Consider the following 19,193-nt stretch of genomic DNA (forward strand, 5'->3'; position numbering starts at 1 on the left):
CTAGAATACCAAGTGAGGTCTACCGGATGAGGTTGGTTTTGGCGAGGTCGAGAACTGCGTCACCGCGCCCATCCATCACGGCCCGCAGCACGTAGAGGCTGAAGCCCTTCACCTGCTGCCCATCGATCTTGGGCGGCATTGAGAGCTCGTTGCGGGCGGTTCGCACATCGAGCAGCGAGGGGCCGTCGAAGGCCAGGAACTCGCGCATGGCGCCCGGCAGCTCGGCCGGGTCCTCGACCCGCAGGGCGAAGATGCCGGCGGCCCGCGACATCGCGGCGAAGTCCGGATTGTCGAGCGCGACGCCGGTCTCGAGGTAACCCGCCGCCTTCATCTCCAGCTCAACGAAGCCGAGGGTGCCGTTGTTGAACACCACGACTTTCAGCGGTAGCCGATGCTGGCGGAGCGTTAGGAAATCGCCCATCAGCATGGCGAACCCACCGTCGCCGCAGAGCGCGATCACCTGCCGGTTCGGCTCCGCGGCCTGGGCGCCGATCCCATGCGACAAGGCGTTGGCCATCGAGCCGTGGACCCAGGAGCCGAGAAGGCGCCGTTTGCCGTTCATCGCCAGGTAGCGCGCCGCCCAGATCGTCGGGGTGCCGACGTCGGCGGTGAAGATCGCGTCGTCCGCGGCCGCCTCGCTGATCGTCTTCGCCAGATATTGCGGATGGAGCGGGCCGCCGGGCTTGGCCGTAGCGAGGTCGTCGAGGCCGGCGCGGGCCTTGGCGTAGTGCTTCAGGCTGGCATCCAGGAACGACCGGTCGGCCTTCGGCTTCAGGCGCGGCAGCAGGGCGCGGATCGTCGCGCCGACATCGCCCACGAGCCCGTGCTCGATGCGGCAGCGGCGGCCGAGTTCGGAGGGGCGCAGGTCGACCTGGGCGATCTTCGCGTCCTGCGGGTAGAATTGCTTGTACGGGAACCCGGTGCCCAGCATCAGCAGGGTGTCGCACGCCATCATGGCGGCGTAGCCGGACGAGAACCCGATCAGTCCGGTCATGCCGACATCGTAGGGGTTGTCGAATTCGACATACTCCTTGCCGCCGAGCGCGTGCACGACCGGGCTCTTGAGCGCCTCGGCGAGTTGCAACAGTTCGGAATGGGCGCCGGCGCAGCCGCGTCCGCACAGCAGCGTCACGCGCTTGCCGGCGTTGAGCAGGGCCGCCAGCGCATCGAGTTCGGCATCCGCCGGGCGTACGACAGGCTTGGCCGGGATAAGCCCGGCCCGGGTGGCCGGCGCGCGCTTGGGCGCATCGCGCAGCGCCACATCGCCCGGGATGACGATGACGGCGACGCCCCCCTCCCCGACCGCGGCGCGGATCGCGTTCTCGAGCACGAACGGCATCTGCGACGGGTCGGAGATCAGCTCGCAATAATGGCTGCACTCGCGGAACAGCTCGGTCGGGCGGGTCTCCTGGAAATAGCCCGAGCCGATCTCGGCCGACGGGATCTGCGCGGCGATCGCCAGGACCGGGGTCCGGCTCCGGTGCGCGTCGTAGAGCCCGTTGATCAGGTGCAGGTTGCCGGGGCCGCACGAACCCGCGCACACGGCGAGCTTGCCGGTGACCTGCGCCTCGGCGCTCGCCGCGAAGGCCGCCGCCTCCTCGTGGCGGGTGTGGATCCAGTCGATCTTTCCCCGCGCGCGCAGCGCCTCGGTGATGCCGTTCAGGCTGTCGCCGACAACGCCGTAGATTCGCGCGACGCCGGCCTCCTGAAGGGTCTCGGCAATCAGGTCGGCGACGTTCTCGATGCGCATGGTTCAAGCTCCGCATTTTCGGAGCCGAACTGTGCGGCCGGCGGTGATGTTCCGCCGCTCTCGGCCCGATGCTGCATCGCACACATGTCCGATGCAGCAGTCAAGGCGGCAGAACCGGAGATTTCGGAGTCTAACCCCGAATGTTCGCGCCCGGGTTTCGGAGAAAATACTATCCCCGTCGAACGATCAGGGGCGGACCGCGTCCACGTCGCGGGCGATCACGGCGAACAGGTCGCCGAGGCCCGCGAGGCTTGCGGCCTGTAGCTGGGCCGCCGGCACCACCGAGCCGTCGGGCGCCGGCAAATCGCGCGTCGCGGTCGCCGAGGCGACCACGGTGGGATGGAAGCCGAGGTTGAAGGCGGAACGCGCCGTCGAGTTGACGCACATGTGGGTCATGAAGCCGGCCAGGATGAGGTCGGTGACGCCTGCCCGCTTGAGCCGATCCTCCAGATCCGTGCCCACGAAGGAGCTCGGGAAGGCTTTGGTGATCACGGCCTCCCCGCCCTGTGGCGCGACCTCCGGTGAGATCTGTCCGATCTCCGCGGTGATGTCGTAGGGCGAGCCGGGGCCGGCATTGTGCTGGATGTGGAAGACCGGCACGCCGGATTCCCGGGCCCGCTTGAGAAGGATCGCGGCCTCCGCGACGGCCGGCTCGACGCCGGACAGGCGCATCACGCCCTCGCGATACGTGTTCTGGATGTCGATGAGGACAAGCGCGGCCTTCTTCAGGCTGGCGGGCTCGGGGCTGAGGCCGGAGAGGCCGCGTAGGGTCTTGAGATCGCTCACCCGTGTCTCCCGATGCGCGCGTGATCGATCCGCCGGAGTGGTCCCGATCGGGCCACGGCTGGAGCCGCGGCGGACCTTCCGAGGATCGACTCTGTTCCTGCCTGTTTCGCCGTCTACGAGGCCACGGCTCGCCGTGAGTCGCAAGGCCGCGTCGGCGCCTGCGCTGACTCTCGGGGCGCCCGGATGTTCCGCGCATCGTCCGGGCCGGTGTTTCCCAGCGAAGTCGGGAGCCGCGCTTGATTTCCGGCGCCCCAGAGTCGAAGGACGTCTGGAAACGTTCCTAAGAGATCAGCGTCGAAGAGATCAGCGTCATGGAAGAATTGCTCGCCCGCGTCACCGCCCGCACCGGGCTCGACGCCGCGACCGCGCAGACGGCAATCGGGCACATCCTGGCCTTCCTGCAGAAGGAGGGGCCGGAATCCGAGGTGGGCCAGCTCATGGCCGCGCTGCCCGGCTCCGAAGCGCTCGTGGCCGAATCGAATGCCGGAGAGAGCGGCGACGGCGGCCTCATGGGCATGCTCGGCGGCATGATGGGCGGCGGCGGCGTCATGGCGCTGGGCCAGAAGCTGATGGGCGCCGGTGTTCCCATGGGCCAGATGCAGCCGCTCGGCCAGGAGCTGTTCGCCTTCGGCCGCGAGAAGGTCGGCGAAGATGCCATGGGACCGATCATCGGTTCGATCCCGGGCCTCAACCAGTTCGTCTGACGAACAAGGTCCCGGGGGCGGGCAAACGCCTTCGGGACCCGGTTTTCGCCGGCGGCACGTGCGCCGCCGCACCGTTTTCGCGCCGTTCCTGAACGATCGTAAAAAAGTGGTTTCGCCGTCAGAGCTTGGCGGAACCCGTCCACGCGTTCCCCGTTATTCGGGATGCAATTCGGGTCATCGCCTTCGGCAGGTGACCGGATTGCACTCAGGTAGGCCGGCCATGCCCGTCTTCGAAGCCAAGAATCTGGATACCGCCTTCGAGGGCCAGGCGCTGCTCGCGGCAATCCTGCACCCGACCCGAGCCGCTCAAACCCGCGCCCTGCGCCACGGGCGGCGCCGGGCCGAGCGCGCGTCCGCCTTGGCCGATCCGCTGACGATCGAACCGCGCTTCCCCGGCTCCAGCGACGAACTCGCCTCGGCGACCTTCCAGGGACGCTGACGCAGCGTGTTAAGCAGTCGGCTTACCAGGGCTGGGACGTGACGAGGCCCTGACGGGTCACCACGACCCACTCCCGACCGCGGCGCTCGACACCCTCGACCCGGCCGATACCCGGCAGCAGGTCTCCCGGCCCGACCTCGACGATGCGGCGGCGTCTGTTCTCCAGAATCGCCGCCCCGTCGTAGACGTCGCGGACAGCCCAGCCGTCGATCACCGGGGGTTTCTCGGCCGCGACCGCCTTCGGCTTGGCCTCCGAAGCCTTCGCCTCTGCGCTCCTGGCCTCCGCGCTTTTGGCATCGACGGCTTTCGCCTCGGCGACCTTCGCGTCGGCCGGGCGGGTGTCGGCGAGGCTCCCGGTCTGTGTCGGCTCGGCCTTCACGGCCGACGCCGCGACGGACGCGCGACGCTCCAGTTGCGCAGCGAGGTTGGCGATCCGCCCACTGTGCTCGCGCTCGGCCTGCTCGAGGCGCTCGCTCAGGGCGGCGGTCTTGGCATTCAGGTTCTTATCGATCTGGGTCAGGCGCTCGCCCAGGGCGCCGCTGCGGCTGCCGGCCTCCTTGCGGGCGGTGTCGGTGGCGGCGCGCAGGTCGGCGAGCACCTGATGGAGCTGGGCGATGTCGGCGCCGAGCCGGGCGGTTTCGGTCCGGCCGGCATCGACGGTCGTGCTCAGCGCCAGGACGGCGTCGCTCGGCGCGCCGCCGGAGCCGGGACGTGCGGCGAAGCCCAGAACCAGACCGAGCGCCAGGGCGGTGCCAGCGATCGCGTAGCGCCGGACCTCTGGACCTGCCAGGGACGGCATCGCGAATCGCGCCGCCGCAGGTGCGGCGACAGGCTCGGGCTTCGGAACCGCCTTGCCCGCCACGACGGCCTTCAGCAGCTCGTCGGGAGAGAGGGCCGGCTTGGCTTCAATCTTCGTCATCGCCCCCAACTCCGTCTGCAGGGTCCGCCTGCAAGCGTTCGTTAAGGACGTTTGTTTACGAAACCCTTACCGGCCGTCCCCGCCTCAGGCCGCGAGACCCCGCTTCTTCAAAAGCGGCGCGATGCTCGGCATCCGGCCGCGGAAGGCGGTGTAGGCGTCACGCGGGTCGCGCAGGTTGCCGGCGCCGTACACGAAGGTCCGCAGCCGCTTCGCCGTCTCCGGGTCGAAGATGTCGCCGGCCTCCTTGAAGGCATCGAAGGCGTCGGCATCCAGCACCTCGGACCAGAGATAGCTGTAGTAACCGGCCGCGTAGCCGTCCCCCGAGAAGATGTGGGCGAAGTGTGGCGTCCGGTGGCGCATGCTGATCTCGGCCGGCATGCCGATCCGCTGCAGGGCGTCCGCTTCGAAGGCCGGCACGTCGAGGCCGGATTCACCGCCTGCCGAGAGGTGGAGCGTCATGTCGACGATCGCCGAGGCGGTGTATTCGATCGTGGCGAAGCCCTGGTTGAAGGTGCGCGCCGCCAGGAGCTTGCGCAGCAGCGCGTCGGGCATCGGCTCACCGGTGCGGTGGTGCCGGGCATGAGCCTTCAGAACCTCGGGCTGCTCCAGCCAATGCTCGTAGAGCTGGGACGGCAACTCGACGAAATCGCGCGACACCGATGTCCCGGAGAGCAGCGGGTAGGTCACGTCCGACAGGAGGCCGTGCAGGGCGTGGCCGAACTCGTGGAACAGGGTGCGGGCGTCGTCGAAGGACAGGAGCGCGCTCTCGCCGGCGGGCGCCTTGGCGAAGTTCATCACGTTGACGATCACCGGCGTGACGGTGCCGTTCAGGCGCTCCTGGGAGCGGAACGCGCTCATCCAGGCGCCGGAGCGCTTCGCGGAGCGGGCGAAGTAATCGCCCAGGAACAGCCCGACCTCGGACCCGTCCGGGTTGCCGACCCGCCAGACCCGCACGTCGGGGTGGTAGCGCGGCACGTCGAAAAGCTCCTCGAAGGTCAGCCCGAACAGCCGGGATGCCGTATCGAAGGCCGCCTGGATCATCCGGTCGAGGGGCAGGTAGGCCTTCACCTCGCTCTCATCGAGGTCGTGCTCGGCCCGCCGCAGCTTCTCGGTGTAGTGGCGCCAATCATGCGCCTGGAGCGCGAAGTTGTGGCCCTCCTGCTGGACGATCGCCTGGAGCCGCTCGCGCTCCTCGCCCGCCCGCGCCCGGGCCGGGGTCCAGACGTCGCGCAACAGCTCCATGGCGGCGTCGGGGCTCGCCGCCATCGTGTCGTCCAGCTTGAAATGCGCGAAGCTGTCGAAGCCGAGCAGACGCGCGTGCTCGGCGCGCAGGCCGACCATCTCGACGATGATCGCGCGGTTGTCGGTGGTGCCGCCGTTCTCGCCGCGGCGGGTCCAGGCCGCGTAGGCCTTCTCGCGCAGGTCGCGCCGGGTGGAGAACACCAGGAACGGCTCGATCAGCGAGCGCGACAGGGTGATGACGTGGCCATCCAGGCCGCGCTCCCGGGCCGCGCTCTCGGCGGCGGCGCGCAGGAACGGCGGCAGGCCGGCCAGATCGTCTTCGCCGGTGAGCGGCAGGGTGAAGCTGCTCTCGTCGGCGAGCAGGTTCTGGCTGAACTGGGTCCCGAGTTCCGACATCCGGGCGGCGATCTCGGCGATGCGTGCCTTATCGTCCGAGCCCAACTCGGCGCCTGCACGACGGAAGCGGATGCGGTATCGGTCGAGCACCCGGCGCTCTTCCGGCCCGAGCCCCTCCGCTTCGGCGTCGACGGCCGAGATGCGCGCCCAGAGCTGCGGGTTGAGATAGATGGCGCTGCCGTGCCGGGCGAGCTTCGGGCCGATCGCCCGCTCGATCGCCTGCAGATCCGGGTTCGTGTGGCTGCCGGTCAGGTTGTAGAAGACGCCGGCGACCCGCTCGAGGGCCTGACCGGCCCGCTCCATCGCCGCGACGGTGTTGGCGAAGGTCGCGGGCGCCGTGTCGGCCGCGATGCCCTGGATCTCGGATTCGTGGGCGGCGAGCGCGGCCTCGAAGGCCGGCATGTAATGCGCGGCCTGGATCCGCTCGAACGGCGGCAGGCCGTAGGGCGTGCTCCACTGGGCGTCGCGGAAGGGATTGTCCTGCGGCAGGCTCGGGAGCCCGGCATCAGCTACGTCCGCCATTCGATCCTCGGTGGTGCGTCGGCCGGACCGTGCCTTCGGTCCGCCCCGTGAGGCCGCGAGATGGGGTCCGCGGCCGCGTCCCGGAAGACAGAGGCCCGATAGGCGGCCCCGTCAACAGGGTCGGAGCGATCCGAATGCGGTTCCGTTCGTTTCCTCCCGTCCCACGCCCACGCTTCGAGGTCTCATGCCGCTCCTCCGACCGACGACTCTTCTGGCGCGCGGCGTCCTCGCGCTGGGCCTGTGGGCGCCGGCTGCCCTCCCCGGTGCGGCGGCCGAGGCGCCCGCCGCACTCCCGGTTCCGCCGCCGCTCCCGCCGGAACGGCCGGACGCGCTGAAGCCCGCACAGCCGGCGGAGCAGAAATTCGCGCCGACAACCGAGGCCGCAAAGCCGACGCCACCGGCCCGTCCTGCCGAGCTGACGCCGCCGAAGGACGCCGCCGCGGAGCCTCAGAAGCCCGAGATCCCGACACCGCCGCCGACACCGCCGGAACGACCGCCGGAACTGTCCGGCGAGGCGGCGCTGGCCCTCAAGGTCGCGCCGCCGGACGACACCGCCTGCCGGGTGCGGCTCAAGCGCCTCGGCGTGGAGTTCGAACCGCTGCCGCCCATCGCCGAGGGCCAATGCACCGCGCCGCTGCCCCTGAAGGTGACCAAGCTCGCCGACGGCATCGCGTTGCCGGGGGGCGCGACGCTGACCTGCCAGGTCGCCGAGTCCTTCGCGCGCTGGGCGACGGAGGTTCAGGTCGCGGCCGAGCGCACGCTCAAGCATCCGCTCACCGGGCTCGAACTCGGCGGCACCTATGTCTGCCGGGGACAGAACCACGATGTCGACGCCAAGCTCAGCGATCACGCCTTCGCGGCCGCCGTGGACGTGATGGGCTTCGCCTTCGCGGGTCGCGCGAGCATCCCGGTCAAGGCGATGCCGGCGGGGTCCGAGGAGGCGGACTTCCTGGCCTCCGTCCGCGGGAAAGCCTGCGGGTTCTTCCGCACCGTTCTGGGCCCCGGCACCAACGCGGCCCACGCCAACCACTTCCACTTCGATGAGCGCGAGCGCAATGCCGGACATCGGCTGTGCGAGTGATGGCGCGGAGTCGGTTCGGTGCGGAACGTTCCCGTGCCCTCGAAGCTTGTGCGACCGGAGCGCGTCCGCTCCCGGGGACTATGACGTTGATGATGCGGAGACCTTCGCTGCCGGTTTGCGCGGCTCTGCTGGCAATCGGCGTCGCCGCGCCGGGTCACGCCGCTCCCTCCGACAAGGCGCCCACCCTGACTGCGGAGGCAATCAACGGCGCCACCTTCCAGGCGCCCGATGCCGGCAAGACGGAGGAGAAGTCGGGCAAAGCCACCAAATCCGGCAAGAAGGCGCGTGCCGGCAAGACATCCGATGCCAAGCCCGATCCGCTGATCGTGAAGGCGCAAGTGCTTCTGGATCGGGCCCGGTTCTATCCGGGCGCCATCGACGGCCTGAAGGGCGAGAACTACCAGCATGCCCTCTCGGCCTTCGCGGTGGCGCAGGGCCTGCCCGCGAGCCAGGACCTGACGCCCGAACTCTGGGACAAGCTCCAGGGCACAAGCGACAAGCCGGTGGTGTCCGACTACGCGGTCACCGACGCGGACGCTTCCGGTCCCTATGTCGAGAAGATCCCGCCGAAGATGGAGGCGCAGGCCGATCTCAAGGAACTCGGCTACACCAACCCGCGGGAGATGCTGGCCGAGCGCTTCCACATGAGCCGCGACCTCGTCAGCGCGCTCAATCCGGACAAGCCGCTCGACAAGGCCGGCACGTCGATCACGGTGGCGGCCGTCGATCCGATGGGGACCGACAAGCCCAAGGCGAAGGACCTGCCGAACGAGCCCAAGGTCGACCGGATCGAGGTCGACAAGACGAGCCGCGACGTGCGCGCCTTCGGGGCGGACGGCAAGCTCCTGGCCTTCTACCCGGCCTCCATCGGCAGTTCCGAGAAGCCGGCGCCCAGCGGCGAGACCAAGGTCAAGGGCGTCGCGTTCGATCCGGACTACACCTACAATCCGAAATACGCGTTCAAGGGCGTGAAGACGAACCGCAAGTTCTCGATCAAGCCGGGCCCGAACAATCCGGTCGGCCTGGTCTGGATCGACCTCGCGATCCCGAGCTACGGCATCCACGGGACGCCCGAGCCCGAGAAGGTCGGGAAGACCGAGTCCCACGGCTGCATCCGCCTCACGAACTGGAACGCCCGCGACCTCGCGGCGCATGTCTCCCGGGGCGCGAAGGTGTCGTTCAAGGACGATTGAGGCGGCCCGCGAATCGCCCTCCGACGCCTGCCGTGCGGGAGAGGCGACAAAAATGTATCGTGAGTTAACATCGCGGCCACCATTGATGCCGGAACGGGCCGCGAACGCTTGACACGTCCGGTATTCCGGGCGACGCCACAGGTGGTCTCGCGGACCGTCCGGCGCGCCGCCCCGGCGCTTCCAAGCGCTGCTGCTGCGGTTCGCGAGGCGATACCAACCGCACGGCAAGATCCCCGGTGACGGGGGCGTTCGAAGGGAAGACGGCCCGGCGTGACTGCTGACCCCAACGATGAAGTCCTGAACGGCGTCCGCGTCCTCGTCGTTGAAGACGAGGCTGCGATTTCGATGCTGCTCGAGGACATGCTGCTCGACTTCGGCTGCGCCGTCGTCGGGCCCGCCGCACGCCTGTCGACCGCCCTCGAGATGGCCGCCCAGGAAACGTTCGAGATCGCGATCCTCGACGTGAACGTGGCCGGCGAACCGATCTACCCGGTCGCGGAAGCGATCGTGCAGCGCGACCTGCCGCTCGTATTCTCCACGGGCTACGGCGGCGCCGGAATCCGGGAGCCGTTCCGCGACCGGCCCGTCGTGCAGAAGCCCTTTAGTCAGGCCGACCTCAAGCGGACGCTGATCAGTGCGATCCGGGCTGCCCGCGGCTGACAGTCCGCATCGTCCCGGCACGGGGCTGCCGCCTTTCGGAGCCCGTTGACGCGACCCGAAAGACCGACCTCGTTACAACCCCTCGATGGTGAAGACGCCCGGCAGATGGGCCGGCCACGTGCCGTCGCCGACGAAAACGGCGTCGGCCCGAAGCGTCATGCCGGCGCACCAGGGATTGCGGCCGACCCACGCACGCACCGCACGGGAAAAGCGCCGACGCTTCGCGGCGTCGATCGCCGTTCGGGCATCGTCCAGCCTGGACCGTGCCTTGACCTCCACGAACACGATGGTGCGCGGACGGCGGACGATCAGGTCGATCTCGCCCCCGGCGAAGCTCACCCGTCGGCCGATCGGCCAGTAGCCTTTGGCCAGTAACGCCGACATTGCCAGCCATTCGGCCCGGTGCCCGCGCAGGTAGGCGGCGCGGCGCTGCAGGATGCGATCCGGCACGGCTCAACCCTGGCTGTCCCGGGCCAGCGCCAGCGCCCGGGTGTAGATGGCGCGGCGCGGCTGCCCGGTCTCGTCCGCGACGAGGCTCGCCGCATCCTTGATCGAGTGCCGTTCGAGGGCAGTGCGGATCAGCCCGTCCAGGGCGGCGTCACCCTCCGCCGTGCGCTCCGGCGCCGTCGCGGCGCCGATGATGACGACGATCTCGCCCTTCGGCGCGCCCTCCTGCCCGAACCGCTCGCTCAGCGAGCCCAGCGTGTCCCGGCGAATCGTCTCGTAGAACTTGGTCAGTTCCCGGGTCACCGCGGCAGGACGGTCGGCGCCGAGCACGGAAGCGGCGTCGGCCAGCATCTCCGGCAGGCGATGCGGCGACTCGAACAGCACCAGCGTGCCCGGGACCTGGATCAGGGCTTCGAGGCGGTTGCGCCGGGCCCCGGCTTTCTGGGGCAGGAACCCCTCGAAGAAGAACCGGTCGGTGGGCAGGCCTGCGGCCACCAGCGCAGTCATGACCGCGGAAGGCCCAGGCACGGGCGTGATCGCGACCCCGGCCTCGATCGCCGCCTGGACGAGCTTGTAGCCGGGGTCCGACACGAGCGGCGTCCCGGCATCCGAGACCAGGGCCAGGGCCTCGCCGGCCCGGAGCCGGGCCACCATCCGGTCGCGGACAGCCTCGTTCGAATGCTCGTGATAGGCCAGCAACGGGGTCGTGATTCCGTAATGCGCCAAGAGCGTCCGGGTCACCCGGGTATCTTCGGCCAGCACGGCGTCGGCCGCCGCCAGGGTCGCGAGCGCCCGGATGGTGATGTCGCGCAGGTTGCCGATCGGCGTCGCCACGATGTGCAGGCCGGGCGCCAACGGCTCGGTTTCGCTGGCGAGTCCGAAGGCCGTGAACGTGGTGTTCCGCGGGCGGTCCGCACCGGGCCTCTGGGACGGGGGTGTGGAAGTCGGTTTGGTTGAGATCGCTGGCCCCGGGGCATCGAATCGACGGTTCATCGCGGGTGATCTTGCCACAGTGCCGGCCCCGCGTCGCGGCTGCGCGTCGAGACCGGGGGCAAGTCGGCACCGGCGCGTTTACATTTGAAAAATGCCCGGTCAGGTTGTTCGAACCTGCCCGAAGGAGACCGCCATGGCGCGTCCGAAGTGTGGGCGGAACCGTCTCGTGCGAGTCACCGCCCTGACCGTTGCCCTCAGTGCCTTGGCGCTGGGCGGCTGCGTCGGCGGATTCGGGGACGGACGCGCGACCCGGCGCAGCGCACAGCCCCGGGCCGAACTATCGCCGCCGGCCGACGTGCCGCAGGGCGGCGCCCCATCGGTCGCGGCGGACCCGAACGCTGCCCCCCTCACCCCGGCGGCGGCCGGCGGCAACCGCATCGGCTCGGGCGCCGTGAAGGTCGCGCTGGTCCTGCCCCTGACCGGCACCGGGGTGGCCGTGGGGACTGCGATGCGCAACGCCGCGCAACTCGCTTTCGACGAGGCCCAGCAGCCGGACCTGACGATCCTGATCGAGGACGACCGGGGCAGCCCGGACGGCGCCCGGGAGGCGACCCAGGAGGCCCTGAAGGCGGGTGCCGACATCGTGCTCGGGCCTGTCTTCGCCGCCAACGTCCAGGCCGCCGCCGTGCCGGCCCGGGCCGCCGGCAAACCGGTGATCGGATTCTCGACGGATGCCTCCGTGGCCGCCCGGGGGATCTATCTCCTGAGCTTCCTGCCGCAGCCCGAGGTCGACCGGATCGTCGACGAATCCGTCGCCGACGGCCGACGCTCCTTCGCGGCCCTGATTCCGGAGACCGCCTACGGCAACGCCGTCGAGGCCGAGTTCCGAGAGGCGGTCGCCCGCAAGGGGGCCCGGGTCGCGGCGGTCGAACGCTATCCGTCCGGGGCGCCCGGACCGGCGGTGGAGCGGCTGGCGCGCGTCATAACGGGGGCCGGCGCGACCGCCGACACGCTGTTCATCCCGGATACCGCGGAGGCGATGCCGGCGGTGGCGGCGGCGCTGACCAAGGCGGGTTACAACCCCAGTCGGGTCCGGCCGATCGGTACGGCCCTGTGGAACGAGCCGTCGCTCTACGCGCTGCCGGCGCTCCAGGGCGGGCGGTTCGCCTCGCCGGACCGGAACGGCTTCTCCAGTTTCAGCGGTCGCTACCAGGCCCGATTCGGTGCCGTGCCGCCGCGTGTCGCATCGCTGGCCTACGACGCCGTTATGCTGTCGGCGGCGCTGAACCGGCAATACGGATCGCAGCGTTTCGCCGAGACGACGCTGACCAACGCCTCCGGCTTCTCCGGAACGGACGGCACCTTCCGGTTCCGGCCGGAGGGGCTCAGCGATCGGGCGCTGGCGGTCTACGAGATCCGCAACAACGCCGCGAGCGTAGTCAGCCCGGCGCCACGTGTCCTGGCCAAGCCCGGGACCTGAGAGAGCCGGCGGCCCGATCAGGCCGCGAGTTCGGCCACCAGGGCGTTGAGGACCGGCGCGCCCCGCGGCGTGGCGGCGATGCGCCCGCCGGGCAGGCGATGGAGTAAGCCGTCGCCGACCAGCATGCCGATCCGGTTGCCGTTGAGCGGTCGGCCCTTCAGGGCGGCGTAGCGCTCGGGATCGATCCCCTCAGTCAGCCGCAGGCCCATCACCAGGAACTCGTCGGCTTGGTCTGCCGCCGCCAGGGTCTCGGTCTCGACGATCCCCTGGCCGTCGCGCTCGACGCGGGCCAGCCACGCTTCCGGGTTGCGTTCGGTGACGGTGCCGATCCGCCCGGCCGGGGTGACCAGGCGCCCATGCGCCCCGGGCCCGATGCCGGCATATTCGCCGTAGCGCCAGTAGAGCAGGTTGTGCCGCGATTCCGCCCCCGGGCGGGCGTGGTTCGAGATCTCGTAGGACGGCAAGCCAGCCTGCCCGCAGACCTCCTGGGTCACGTCGTAGAGGACCCGGCCCACCTCGTCGTCGGGCGTCACCAGCTTGCCGGCGGCGGCGAGGCCGTGGAACGGCGTGCCCGGCTCGATGGTGAGCTGGTACAGCGACAGGTGCTCGGCGGCGCGGGCGAGCGCCTCGTTCAGCTCGGCCCGCCACAGGGCGGGGGTCTGATCGGGGCGGGCGTAGATCAGGTCGAACGAGGTCCGGTCGAACACCGCCTGCGCGATGCCGATCGCCGCGAAGGCCTCCTCGGCGTTGTGCAGCCGCCCGAGCTTCTTCAGGGAGGCGTCGTCCAGCGCCTGCACGCCGAGCGATACCCGATTCACCCCGGCGGTCCGGTAGCCGCGGAAGCGACCGGCCTCGACGCTCGACGGGTTGGCCTCGAGGGTGATCTCCACATCCCGCGCCACCGCCCAGTGCTCCGCCACCGCGTCGAGCAGGCCCGCCACCGTCGCGGGATCCATCAGCGACGGCGTGCCGCCGCCCAGGAAGACGCTGGTGACGGTGCGGCCGGGGGTGCGGGCGGCGCTGTGGGCGATCTCCGCCCGGAAGGCGTCGAGGTAGCGCGCCTGATCCACGCCCGCGTGCCGGACGTGGCTGTTGAAGTCGCAATACGGGCACTTCGCGGCGCAGAAGGGCCAGTGCAGGTAGATGCCGAAGCCCGCGTCGCGGGTCGGATGGTCCGGGCCGGTCGAAGTCATGATCGCCGGGATGTGAGGGTGCCGGCCGGGTTTGGCAATCAAGCCGCCGGTGCCAGGCAAGCGCGGCTCAGCAGCACGAAGGCCCGGGCGCGGTGCGACAGCCCCTCCCCCTTCTGCCAATCGACCCCGTGCTTCTCCTCGGCGCCCATCTCGCCGAAGGTGCGGCCATGGCCATCCGGCTGGAAGATCGGATCGTAGCCGAAGCCGGCATCGCCCCGCGGCGGAACGAGCGTGCCGAACACGCGGCCCTCAAACAGCTCGGTATGGCCGTCCGGCCAGGCGAGCACGAGGGCGGAGACGAAATGCGCCGTCCGGTCGCTCGCCTGACGCTGCTCCAGCTCCGCAAAGATCCGCGCCATCGCGCCGGAAAAGTCCTTGGCCGGGCCGGCCCAGCGGGCGGAAAAGATGCCCGGCGCGCCGTCCAGCGCAGCGACGCACAGACCGGAATCGTCCGCGAAGGCGGGTAGCCCGGTCGCCTTCGCGGCGGCGTGCGCCTTGATGGCGGCGTTCTCGGAGAACATCGTGCCGGTCTCGTCGGGCTCGGGCAGCCCCAGTTCGCCGGCCGAGACGGCCTCGATCCCGAACGGCGCCAGCAGCTCACGCATCTCGGTGAGCTTGCCCGCGTTGTGGGTGGCGATCACCACCTTGCCGGTCAGCTTGCGGCTCACGCGATCGTCTCCTTCTGGAGGGCCACCAGCCGGTCCGTGCCGGCGCGGGCCAGCCGCAGCAATTCGAGGAGCTGGGCCTCGGAGAACGGCTCCATCTCGGCGGTGCCCTGCACCTCGACGATGCCGCCCTTGCCGGTCAGCACGAAGTTGGCGTCGGTCTCGGCCGCCGAATCCTCGGCGTAGTCGAGGTCGAGCACCGGATTGCCCTTGTACAAGCCGCAGGACACGGCCGCGACGTGATCGCGCAGCGGGTCCACCGAGATGATCGAGCGGGTGCGCATCCAGGCGAAGCAATCGTAGAGCGCCACCCAGGCACCGGTGATCGCCGCGGTGCGGGTGCCGCCATCGGCCTGGATCACGTCACAGTCGACGGTGATCTGGCGCTCTCCCATCGCGGGCAGGTTGGTGACCGCGCGGAGCGAGCGGCCGATCAGGCGCTGGATCTCCTGCGTGCGGCCGGACGGCTTGCCGGAATTGATCTCGCGCCGGGTCCGGTCGTGCGTCGCGCGCGGCAGCATGGCATACTCGGCGGTGACCCAGCCCTTTCCGGAGCCGCGCAGCCACGGGGGACCGCGCTCTTCGAGGGAGGCGGTGCAGAGCACGCGGGTGTTGCCGAAGCTGACCAGGCACGAGCCCTCGGCGTAGCGCGAGACCGCGCGCTCCAGGGTGACGGGCCGCAGCTCGTCGGCGGCGCGCTTCGAAGGCCTCATCGCGGGCCCTTTCTGATGAGAGAGTGAGGGCCGGGCTCTTAGGCCGCGGAGCCTGCGCGGGCAAGCATCGCCGTACGGATTGATCCCCGGACACCGGGCGGACATGATCGCACGACAGGATGACCGCGTGACCGACTCCAACAGCCTCTTTCCGCAAGACCCCTCGATGCAGGCGCTGGCCGCCCTCAACGAGCGCGCCCGCGAGATCTTCCGGCAGATCGTCGAGAGCTATCTCACGACCGGAGAGCCAGTGGGGTCACGCAACCTGGCGCGCATCCTCCCGATGGCGCTGTCGCCGGCCTCGATCCGCAACGTCATGGCGGACCTGGAGCATTCCGGCCTGATCTTCGCGCCGCACACCTCGGCCGGCCGCCTGCCGACCGAACTCGGGCTGCGGTTCTTCGTGGACGCCATGCTCGAACTCGGCGATGTCGGCCAGGAGGAGCAGGCCCGGATCGAGGCGGAGATGCGCGCGGCCGCCTCCGGCCACACCTTCGATTCGGCGCTGGCCGCGGCCTCGACCATGCTGTCGGGCATCTCGCGCGGGGCCGGCGTGGTGCTGACCACGAAGGCGAACGTCCACTTGAAGCACATCGAGTTCGTCCGCCTCGATCCGGCCCGCGCCCTGGTGGTGCTGGTCTCTGACGACGGCTCGGTGGAGAACCGGCTGGTCGACCTGCCGCCGGGCCTGCCCGCCGGTGCGCTTCAGGAGGCCACGAACTTCCTCAATGCCCGGCTGCAGGGCCGCACCCTCGGCACGCTGCGCGCCGAGATCGAGGCCGGCCGCAAGGCGATGAAGCGCGAGCTCGACGCGCTGACCGAGCGCCTGGTCGATGCCGGCCTGGCGACGCCGGTTGGCCCGAGCGAGGCCCGGCAGCTGATCGTGCGCGGGCAGGCGAACCTGCTCGACGACCTGCGCGCCGTCGAGGACCTCGAACGCATCCGCCTGCTGTTCAACGACCTGGAGACCCAGAAGGACGTCATCGACCTCCTGGCCCGTGCCGAGGGCGGCGAGGGCGTTCGGATCTTCATCGGCTCGGAGAACAAACTGTTCTCGCTGTCCGGTTCGTCGCTGATCGCCGCGCCGTTCCGCGACGGTTCGCAGAAGATCGTCGGCGTCGTCGGCGTGATCGGGCCGACGCGGCTGAACTACGCCCGCATCGTCCCGATGGTCGACTACACCGCCCGGGTGGTCTCGAAGCTGCTCGACGGCGGCCGCTGACAGCTGCCCGTCGGGCTCAAGCGGCCCGGACGGTGTGCAGGAAGTCTGCGACCTCCCGAGTGAGCTGCGCCGATTGCCGCGACAGCGCGGAGGCCGCGTCCAGCACTTGATGGGCGGCCGTGCCGGTCTGCTCCGCGGCCTCGGCCACGCCGGTGATGTTCGTGGTCACCTCGTCCGTCCCGCTCGCCGCCTGGCTGACGTTGCGCACGATCTCCTGGGTCGCCGCGCCCTGCTCCTCCACCGCCGCCGCCACCGCGCCGGTCACCTGGTTGATGTCGCGGATGCGCGTGACGATCCCGCCGATCGCCTGCGTGGCGTGGTCGGTCGAACCCTGGATCCGGCCGATCAGGCCGGTGATCTCTTCGGTGACGCGCCCGGTCTGGGCAGCCAGTTCCTTCACCTCGGAGGCCACGACCGCGAAGCCCCGCCCCGCATCGCCGGCGCGGGCGGCCTCGATCGTCGCGTTCAGGGCGAGGAGGTTGGTCTGAGCCGCGATGCTGGAGATCAGCCCGACCGCGTCGCCGATCTTCGCGACGGCCTGGGCCAGGTCCTGCACCAGATGGCCGGTCTGGTCCGCCTCGCCGACCGCCGCCTGCGCCAGGGTGGTCGAGCCCTCCACCTGCCCGGCAATCTCCCGGACGCTGGCACCGAGCTGCTCCGCGGCGGCCGCGACCGTGCGAACGTTGGTGGCCGCCTCCTCGGCGGCGGCCGCGACGCTGGTCGATTGCGCCGCCGCCTGGGTCGCGCTCGCCGTCAGGGTCTGGGCCGTGGCCTCCAGCTCCGTGGCCGAGGACGAGACCATGCCGACGATCGCCCCCACAGCCTGCTCGAAGCCGTCGGCCAACGCGACCATCGCGCGCCTGCGCTCGGAGGCGGCGGCCTCGTCGGCCATGCGCTTCGCCTCGGCCTGGTCGCGCGCTCGCTGCGCCACCAGCGCCTTGATGCCTTCGACGGCCCGGCCGACCAGCCCGATCTCGTCACTGCGCCGGGCCTCGGCGATCTCGGCATCGAGCTCGCCCTGGCTCATGCGCTGCAGGACGCCGACCAAGCGGTTCAGCGGGCGCGAGACGGTGAGCGTCATCAGCCGGCCGACCACGATGCCGAGCACGAGCAGAACCAGCAGGGTAGCCGCCGCCAGGTTCGTCGCCAGTGCCGTAGTCGGAGCCAACGCCTCGGCGCTGTCGACCGAGAGGGCGATGTACCAGTCGAGCGACGGGGGCAGGTTCGGGACGCGGGCGAAGGCGGTGAAGGTCGCCCGGTCGCCCTCCCGCGTCTCGGCCAAGCCACCGCCGATCTTCGGGAGCGGCCCGGCAATCAGGTCCGAGAGAGGCTTGCCGATCAGCTCTGGGCGCGGATGGACCAGTACCGTTCCGCCGCCCGACACCAGGTAGGCGTAGCTTTTGCCGCCCGCTGCGACCTCTGCAATCATCCGGGTCAGGGCCGAGCTGTCGAAATCGCCTCCGATGACACCGAGGATCGCTCGATCCTCACCGAAGATTGGCCCCGCGGCGGTGATGGTGATGACGTTGGTTCCGGCATCGGTGTAGGGCTCGGTCAAGACAGCTTGCCCCGCCGCCATGGCATCCTTGTACCAGGGACGTTGCCGCGGATCGTAGCCGGCGGGCAGCTCGGATTGAGGCATCTCCGTGTAGAAGCCGTCCGGACGGCCGAGATAGGCACTTATGAAGAGGTCTCGCGCCATCGGCAGACCGAGGACGTCGTTCGCCTTCGGCCCGACGCCGACGAGCGCGATCTGCTGCGCCATGAGCTGCGTCACTTCGAGCTTGCCGCGCAACCAGTTCCCCACGCTCCGCGCCGATGCGGCGCTCAAGCTCGCCATGTTGGCATCGAGGTTGGCCCGCAGGGCGGTGGATTGCGTGGCGTAGAGATAGGCGGAACTCGCCCCGAAGGCGGCACAGACCACACCGAGGATCAGGAGTATGGCGCGGCCGGATACACCGAGGCGCGGGCGCCAGCCGCGCGCAAGTCGAGCCGCGTTGAGTCCCTGTCTCGACATGCCTTGCCCTCATCAGCCGATAATCGATCGATCACCCCGCAGGTACCGCACCCATAAACCGACACCAAATCCTATTGTCGATCACTGGAATACTGTCCGCGGGCACCGGACGTTCGATTTACATCGAGGCGCCGCAGCTGCTGATTCAGAGGCATCAACCGTGCCGACCGCTCTGCTATCCTTCACAGCTTTCGGTCGTCTTGCAATCGCTTGCTGCGCATCGCAGTGAGCACCAAGGCATTCTTGAAATCTCTTATTGCGCATTTTACCGCCGGGATTCTTCATCCCGGCGGTGAAGGTTTTCAGCGCCGTACACTTGAGCGCGAAGAGAGGCGACTATCCAGCAACTTACGCAGGAATCACGTCGACGATCTCGTAGGTATCGGGATCGATGATTACGATGTCGTCGCGCACGAGGACGAAGTCGTAGCCTTCGTACTCCGGCACGATCTCGATGATCGCGGGCGGCAGCCGGTGAAGCCTTACGGAGCGCGGAATTGCCGTTCCGATCGCGAGTCCGAACGCGACGTCGCGCAGCGGCGAGACGCCGAGCCGGGTGATCGAGCCGCGGAACTCCGTGCGCTGACGGGTGTCCAGACGACCGACCGCACCGCGGGCCGAACCGCCGCCGCGACCGCCGCGGACACCGTCGCGCCCACCACGATCGCCCCGCTCACCTGCCGCGCCGCGATCGCCGCGCTGGTTGGGGCCGGTCTCGTCCCGGCCGCCGCGATCGCCGCGCTGGCCCGGGCCGGTCTCGTCACGCCCGCCGCGATCGCCGCGCTGGCCCGGGCCGGTCTCGTCACGCCCGCCGCGCTGCTCGGCCGGGCC

18 protein-coding genes are annotated in these 19,193 nt (G+C 70.0%); 7 read left to right on the top strand and 11 right to left on the bottom strand.

Annotation, left to right across the window (positions count from 1 at the left end; genetic code table 11):
• Positions 1-19: 19 nt before the first annotated feature.
• On the bottom strand, positions 20-1,750 hold the full coding sequence (gene poxB, locus FV233_RS14980; protein ID WP_147854374.1) for a ubiquinone-dependent pyruvate dehydrogenase: 1,731 nt from the start codon (positions 1,748-1,750) through the stop codon (positions 20-22).
• Positions 1,751-1,936: 186 nt separating this feature from the next.
• Positions 1,937-2,536 (bottom strand): cysteine hydrolase family protein, encoded by a 600-nt coding sequence (locus FV233_RS14985; protein ID WP_147854373.1) that lies wholly within the window; start codon positions 2,534-2,536, stop codon positions 1,937-1,939.
• 311 nt (positions 2,537-2,847) lie between these two features.
• On the opposite strand from FV233_RS14985, the gene FV233_RS14990 reads away from it, so the two are divergent.
• Together FV233_RS14990 and FV233_RS14995 are read left to right on the top strand one after the other, a co-directional pair.
• On the top strand, positions 2,848-3,240 hold the full coding sequence (locus FV233_RS14990; RefSeq protein ID WP_147897915.1) for a DUF2267 domain-containing protein: 393 nt from the start codon (positions 2,848-2,850) through the stop codon (positions 3,238-3,240).
• A 220-nt stretch (positions 3,241-3,460) separates the two neighbouring features.
• On the top strand, positions 3,461-3,679 hold the full coding sequence (locus tag FV233_RS14995) for a hypothetical protein (RefSeq protein ID WP_147854371.1): 219 nt from the start codon (positions 3,461-3,463) through the stop codon (positions 3,677-3,679).
• Between the two features lie 22 nt (positions 3,680-3,701).
• Here the strand turns inward: FV233_RS14995 and FV233_RS15000 are convergent, their stop codons facing one another.
• Both FV233_RS15000 and FV233_RS15005 read right to left on the bottom strand, forming a co-directional pair.
• A complete protein-coding gene (locus FV233_RS15000; protein ID WP_147897916.1) occupies positions 3,702-4,598 on the bottom strand; it encodes a hypothetical protein in 897 nt (298 codons plus the stop codon).
• Positions 4,599-4,682: 84 nt separating this feature from the next.
• Positions 4,683-6,758: a M3 family metallopeptidase gene (locus FV233_RS15005; RefSeq protein ID WP_147897917.1), complete on the bottom strand. Its 2,076-nt coding sequence runs from the start codon at positions 6,756-6,758 to the stop codon at positions 4,683-4,685.
• 184 nt (positions 6,759-6,942) lie between these two features.
• On the opposite strand from FV233_RS15005, the gene FV233_RS15010 reads away from it, so the two are divergent.
• From FV233_RS15010 to FV233_RS15020, 3 genes are all read left to right on the top strand, one after another.
• Positions 6,943-7,839, top strand: coding sequence for an extensin family protein (locus FV233_RS15010; protein WP_147897918.1), 897 nt, complete (start codon positions 6,943-6,945; stop codon positions 7,837-7,839).
• Positions 7,840-7,928: 89 nt separating this feature from the next.
• Entirely contained in the window at positions 7,929-9,032 is a 1,104-nt protein-coding gene (locus FV233_RS15015) for a L,D-transpeptidase (protein ID WP_187278114.1), read from the top strand.
• 270 nt (positions 9,033-9,302) lie between these two features.
• Complete coding sequence (locus FV233_RS15020; protein WP_147856550.1) at positions 9,303-9,692, top strand: response regulator; 390 nt, start codon at positions 9,303-9,305, stop codon at positions 9,690-9,692.
• Between the two features lie 72 nt (positions 9,693-9,764).
• On the opposite strand, the gene FV233_RS15025 is transcribed toward FV233_RS15020, so the two are convergent.
• A complete protein-coding gene (locus FV233_RS15025) occupies positions 9,765-10,142 on the bottom strand; it encodes a YraN family protein (protein WP_147897919.1) in 378 nt (125 codons plus the stop codon).
• Positions 10,143-10,145: 3 nt separating this feature from the next.
• Positions 10,146-11,132: a 16S rRNA (cytidine(1402)-2'-O)-methyltransferase gene (gene rsmI, locus FV233_RS15030; protein WP_147856552.1), complete on the bottom strand. Its 987-nt coding sequence runs from the start codon at positions 11,130-11,132 to the stop codon at positions 10,146-10,148.
• Positions 11,133-11,265: 133 nt separating this feature from the next.
• On the opposite strand from rsmI, the gene FV233_RS15035 reads away from it, so the two are divergent.
• Positions 11,266-12,552, top strand: coding sequence for a penicillin-binding protein activator (locus tag FV233_RS15035; protein WP_187278115.1), 1,287 nt, complete (start codon positions 11,266-11,268; stop codon positions 12,550-12,552).
• A 17-nt stretch (positions 12,553-12,569) separates the two neighbouring features.
• Here the strand turns inward: FV233_RS15035 and hemW are convergent, their stop codons facing one another.
• The 3 genes from hemW to rph are packed head-to-tail and all read right to left on the bottom strand — an operon-like array spanning position 12,570 to position 15,123.
• Entirely contained in the window at positions 12,570-13,745 is a 1,176-nt protein-coding gene (hemW, locus tag FV233_RS15040) for a radical SAM family heme chaperone HemW (protein WP_187277769.1), read from the bottom strand.
• Between the two features lie 38 nt (positions 13,746-13,783).
• Positions 13,784-14,413, bottom strand: a complete 630-nt coding sequence (gene rdgB / locus FV233_RS15045) for an RdgB/HAM1 family non-canonical purine NTP pyrophosphatase (protein WP_147855470.1) — start codon at positions 14,411-14,413, stop codon at positions 13,784-13,786.
• Positions 14,410-15,123 carry a ribonuclease PH gene (gene rph / locus FV233_RS15050; RefSeq protein ID WP_147855471.1) on the bottom strand — a complete coding sequence of 238 codons (714 nt, stop codon included), beginning with the start codon at positions 15,121-15,123 and terminating at the stop codon, positions 14,410-14,412. Before rph ends, rdgB begins: the two co-directional genes overlap by 4 nt.
• A gap of 166 nt (positions 15,124-15,289) precedes the next feature.
• Here rph and hrcA point away from each other — a divergent pair, with 166 nt between their 5' ends.
• Complete coding sequence (hrcA, locus tag FV233_RS15055; RefSeq protein WP_147855474.1) at positions 15,290-16,345, top strand: heat-inducible transcriptional repressor HrcA; 1,056 nt, start codon at positions 15,290-15,292, stop codon at positions 16,343-16,345.
• Positions 16,346-16,361: 16 nt separating this feature from the next.
• Here hrcA and FV233_RS15060 read toward each other — a convergent pair whose 3' ends face one another.
• Both FV233_RS15060 and FV233_RS31180 read right to left on the bottom strand, forming a co-directional pair.
• A complete protein-coding gene (locus FV233_RS15060; protein WP_147855472.1) occupies positions 16,362-18,362 on the bottom strand; it encodes a methyl-accepting chemotaxis protein in 2,001 nt (666 codons plus the stop codon).
• Positions 18,363-18,710: 348 nt separating this feature from the next.
• Positions 18,711-19,193, bottom strand: a 483-nt coding sequence (locus FV233_RS31180; protein WP_246689991.1) for a DUF1236 domain-containing protein, incomplete at its 5' end; no start/stop codon positions are given.

Source organism: Methylobacterium sp. WL7 (assembly GCF_008040085.1).
In the GTDB taxonomy this organism is placed as follows: Bacteria; Pseudomonadota; Alphaproteobacteria; order Rhizobiales; family Beijerinckiaceae; genus Methylobacterium; species Methylobacterium mesophilicum.

Excerpts from the sequence above, each read along its gene's own strand:
- hemW (WP_187277769.1), bottom strand. The coding sequence starts at position 13,745 with ATGACTTCGACCGGCCCGGACCATCCGACCCGCGACGCGGGCTTCGGC.
- rsmI (WP_147856552.1), bottom strand. The coding sequence starts at position 11,132 with ATGAACCGTCGATTCGATGCCCCGGGGCCAGCGATCTCAACCAAACCG.
- FV233_RS14990 (WP_147897915.1), top strand. The coding sequence starts at position 2,848 with ATGGAAGAATTGCTCGCCCGCGTCACCGCCCGCACCGGGCTCGACGCC.
- FV233_RS15015 (WP_187278114.1), top strand. The coding sequence starts at position 7,929 with ATGATGCGGAGACCTTCGCTGCCGGTTTGCGCGGCTCTGCTGGCAATC.
- hrcA (WP_147855474.1), top strand. The coding sequence starts at position 15,290 with ATGCAGGCGCTGGCCGCCCTCAACGAGCGCGCCCGCGAGATCTTCCGG.
- FV233_RS15010 (WP_147897918.1), top strand. The coding sequence starts at position 6,943 with ATGCCGCTCCTCCGACCGACGACTCTTCTGGCGCGCGGCGTCCTCGCG.
- FV233_RS14995 (WP_147854371.1), top strand. The coding sequence starts at position 3,461 with ATGCCCGTCTTCGAAGCCAAGAATCTGGATACCGCCTTCGAGGGCCAG.
- rph (WP_147855471.1), bottom strand. The coding sequence starts at position 15,123 with ATGAGGCCTTCGAAGCGCGCCGCCGACGAGCTGCGGCCCGTCACCCTG.
- FV233_RS15035 (WP_187278115.1), top strand. The coding sequence starts at position 11,266 with ATGGCGCGTCCGAAGTGTGGGCGGAACCGTCTCGTGCGAGTCACCGCC.
- FV233_RS15000 (WP_147897916.1), bottom strand. The coding sequence starts at position 4,598 with ATGACGAAGATTGAAGCCAAGCCGGCCCTCTCTCCCGACGAGCTGCTG.
- FV233_RS15060 (WP_147855472.1), bottom strand. The coding sequence starts at position 18,362 with ATGTCGAGACAGGGACTCAACGCGGCTCGACTTGCGCGCGGCTGGCGC.
- poxB (WP_147854374.1), bottom strand. The coding sequence starts at position 1,750 with ATGCGCATCGAGAACGTCGCCGACCTGATTGCCGAGACCCTTCAGGAG.
- FV233_RS15005 (WP_147897917.1), bottom strand. The coding sequence starts at position 6,758 with ATGGCGGACGTAGCTGATGCCGGGCTCCCGAGCCTGCCGCAGGACAAT.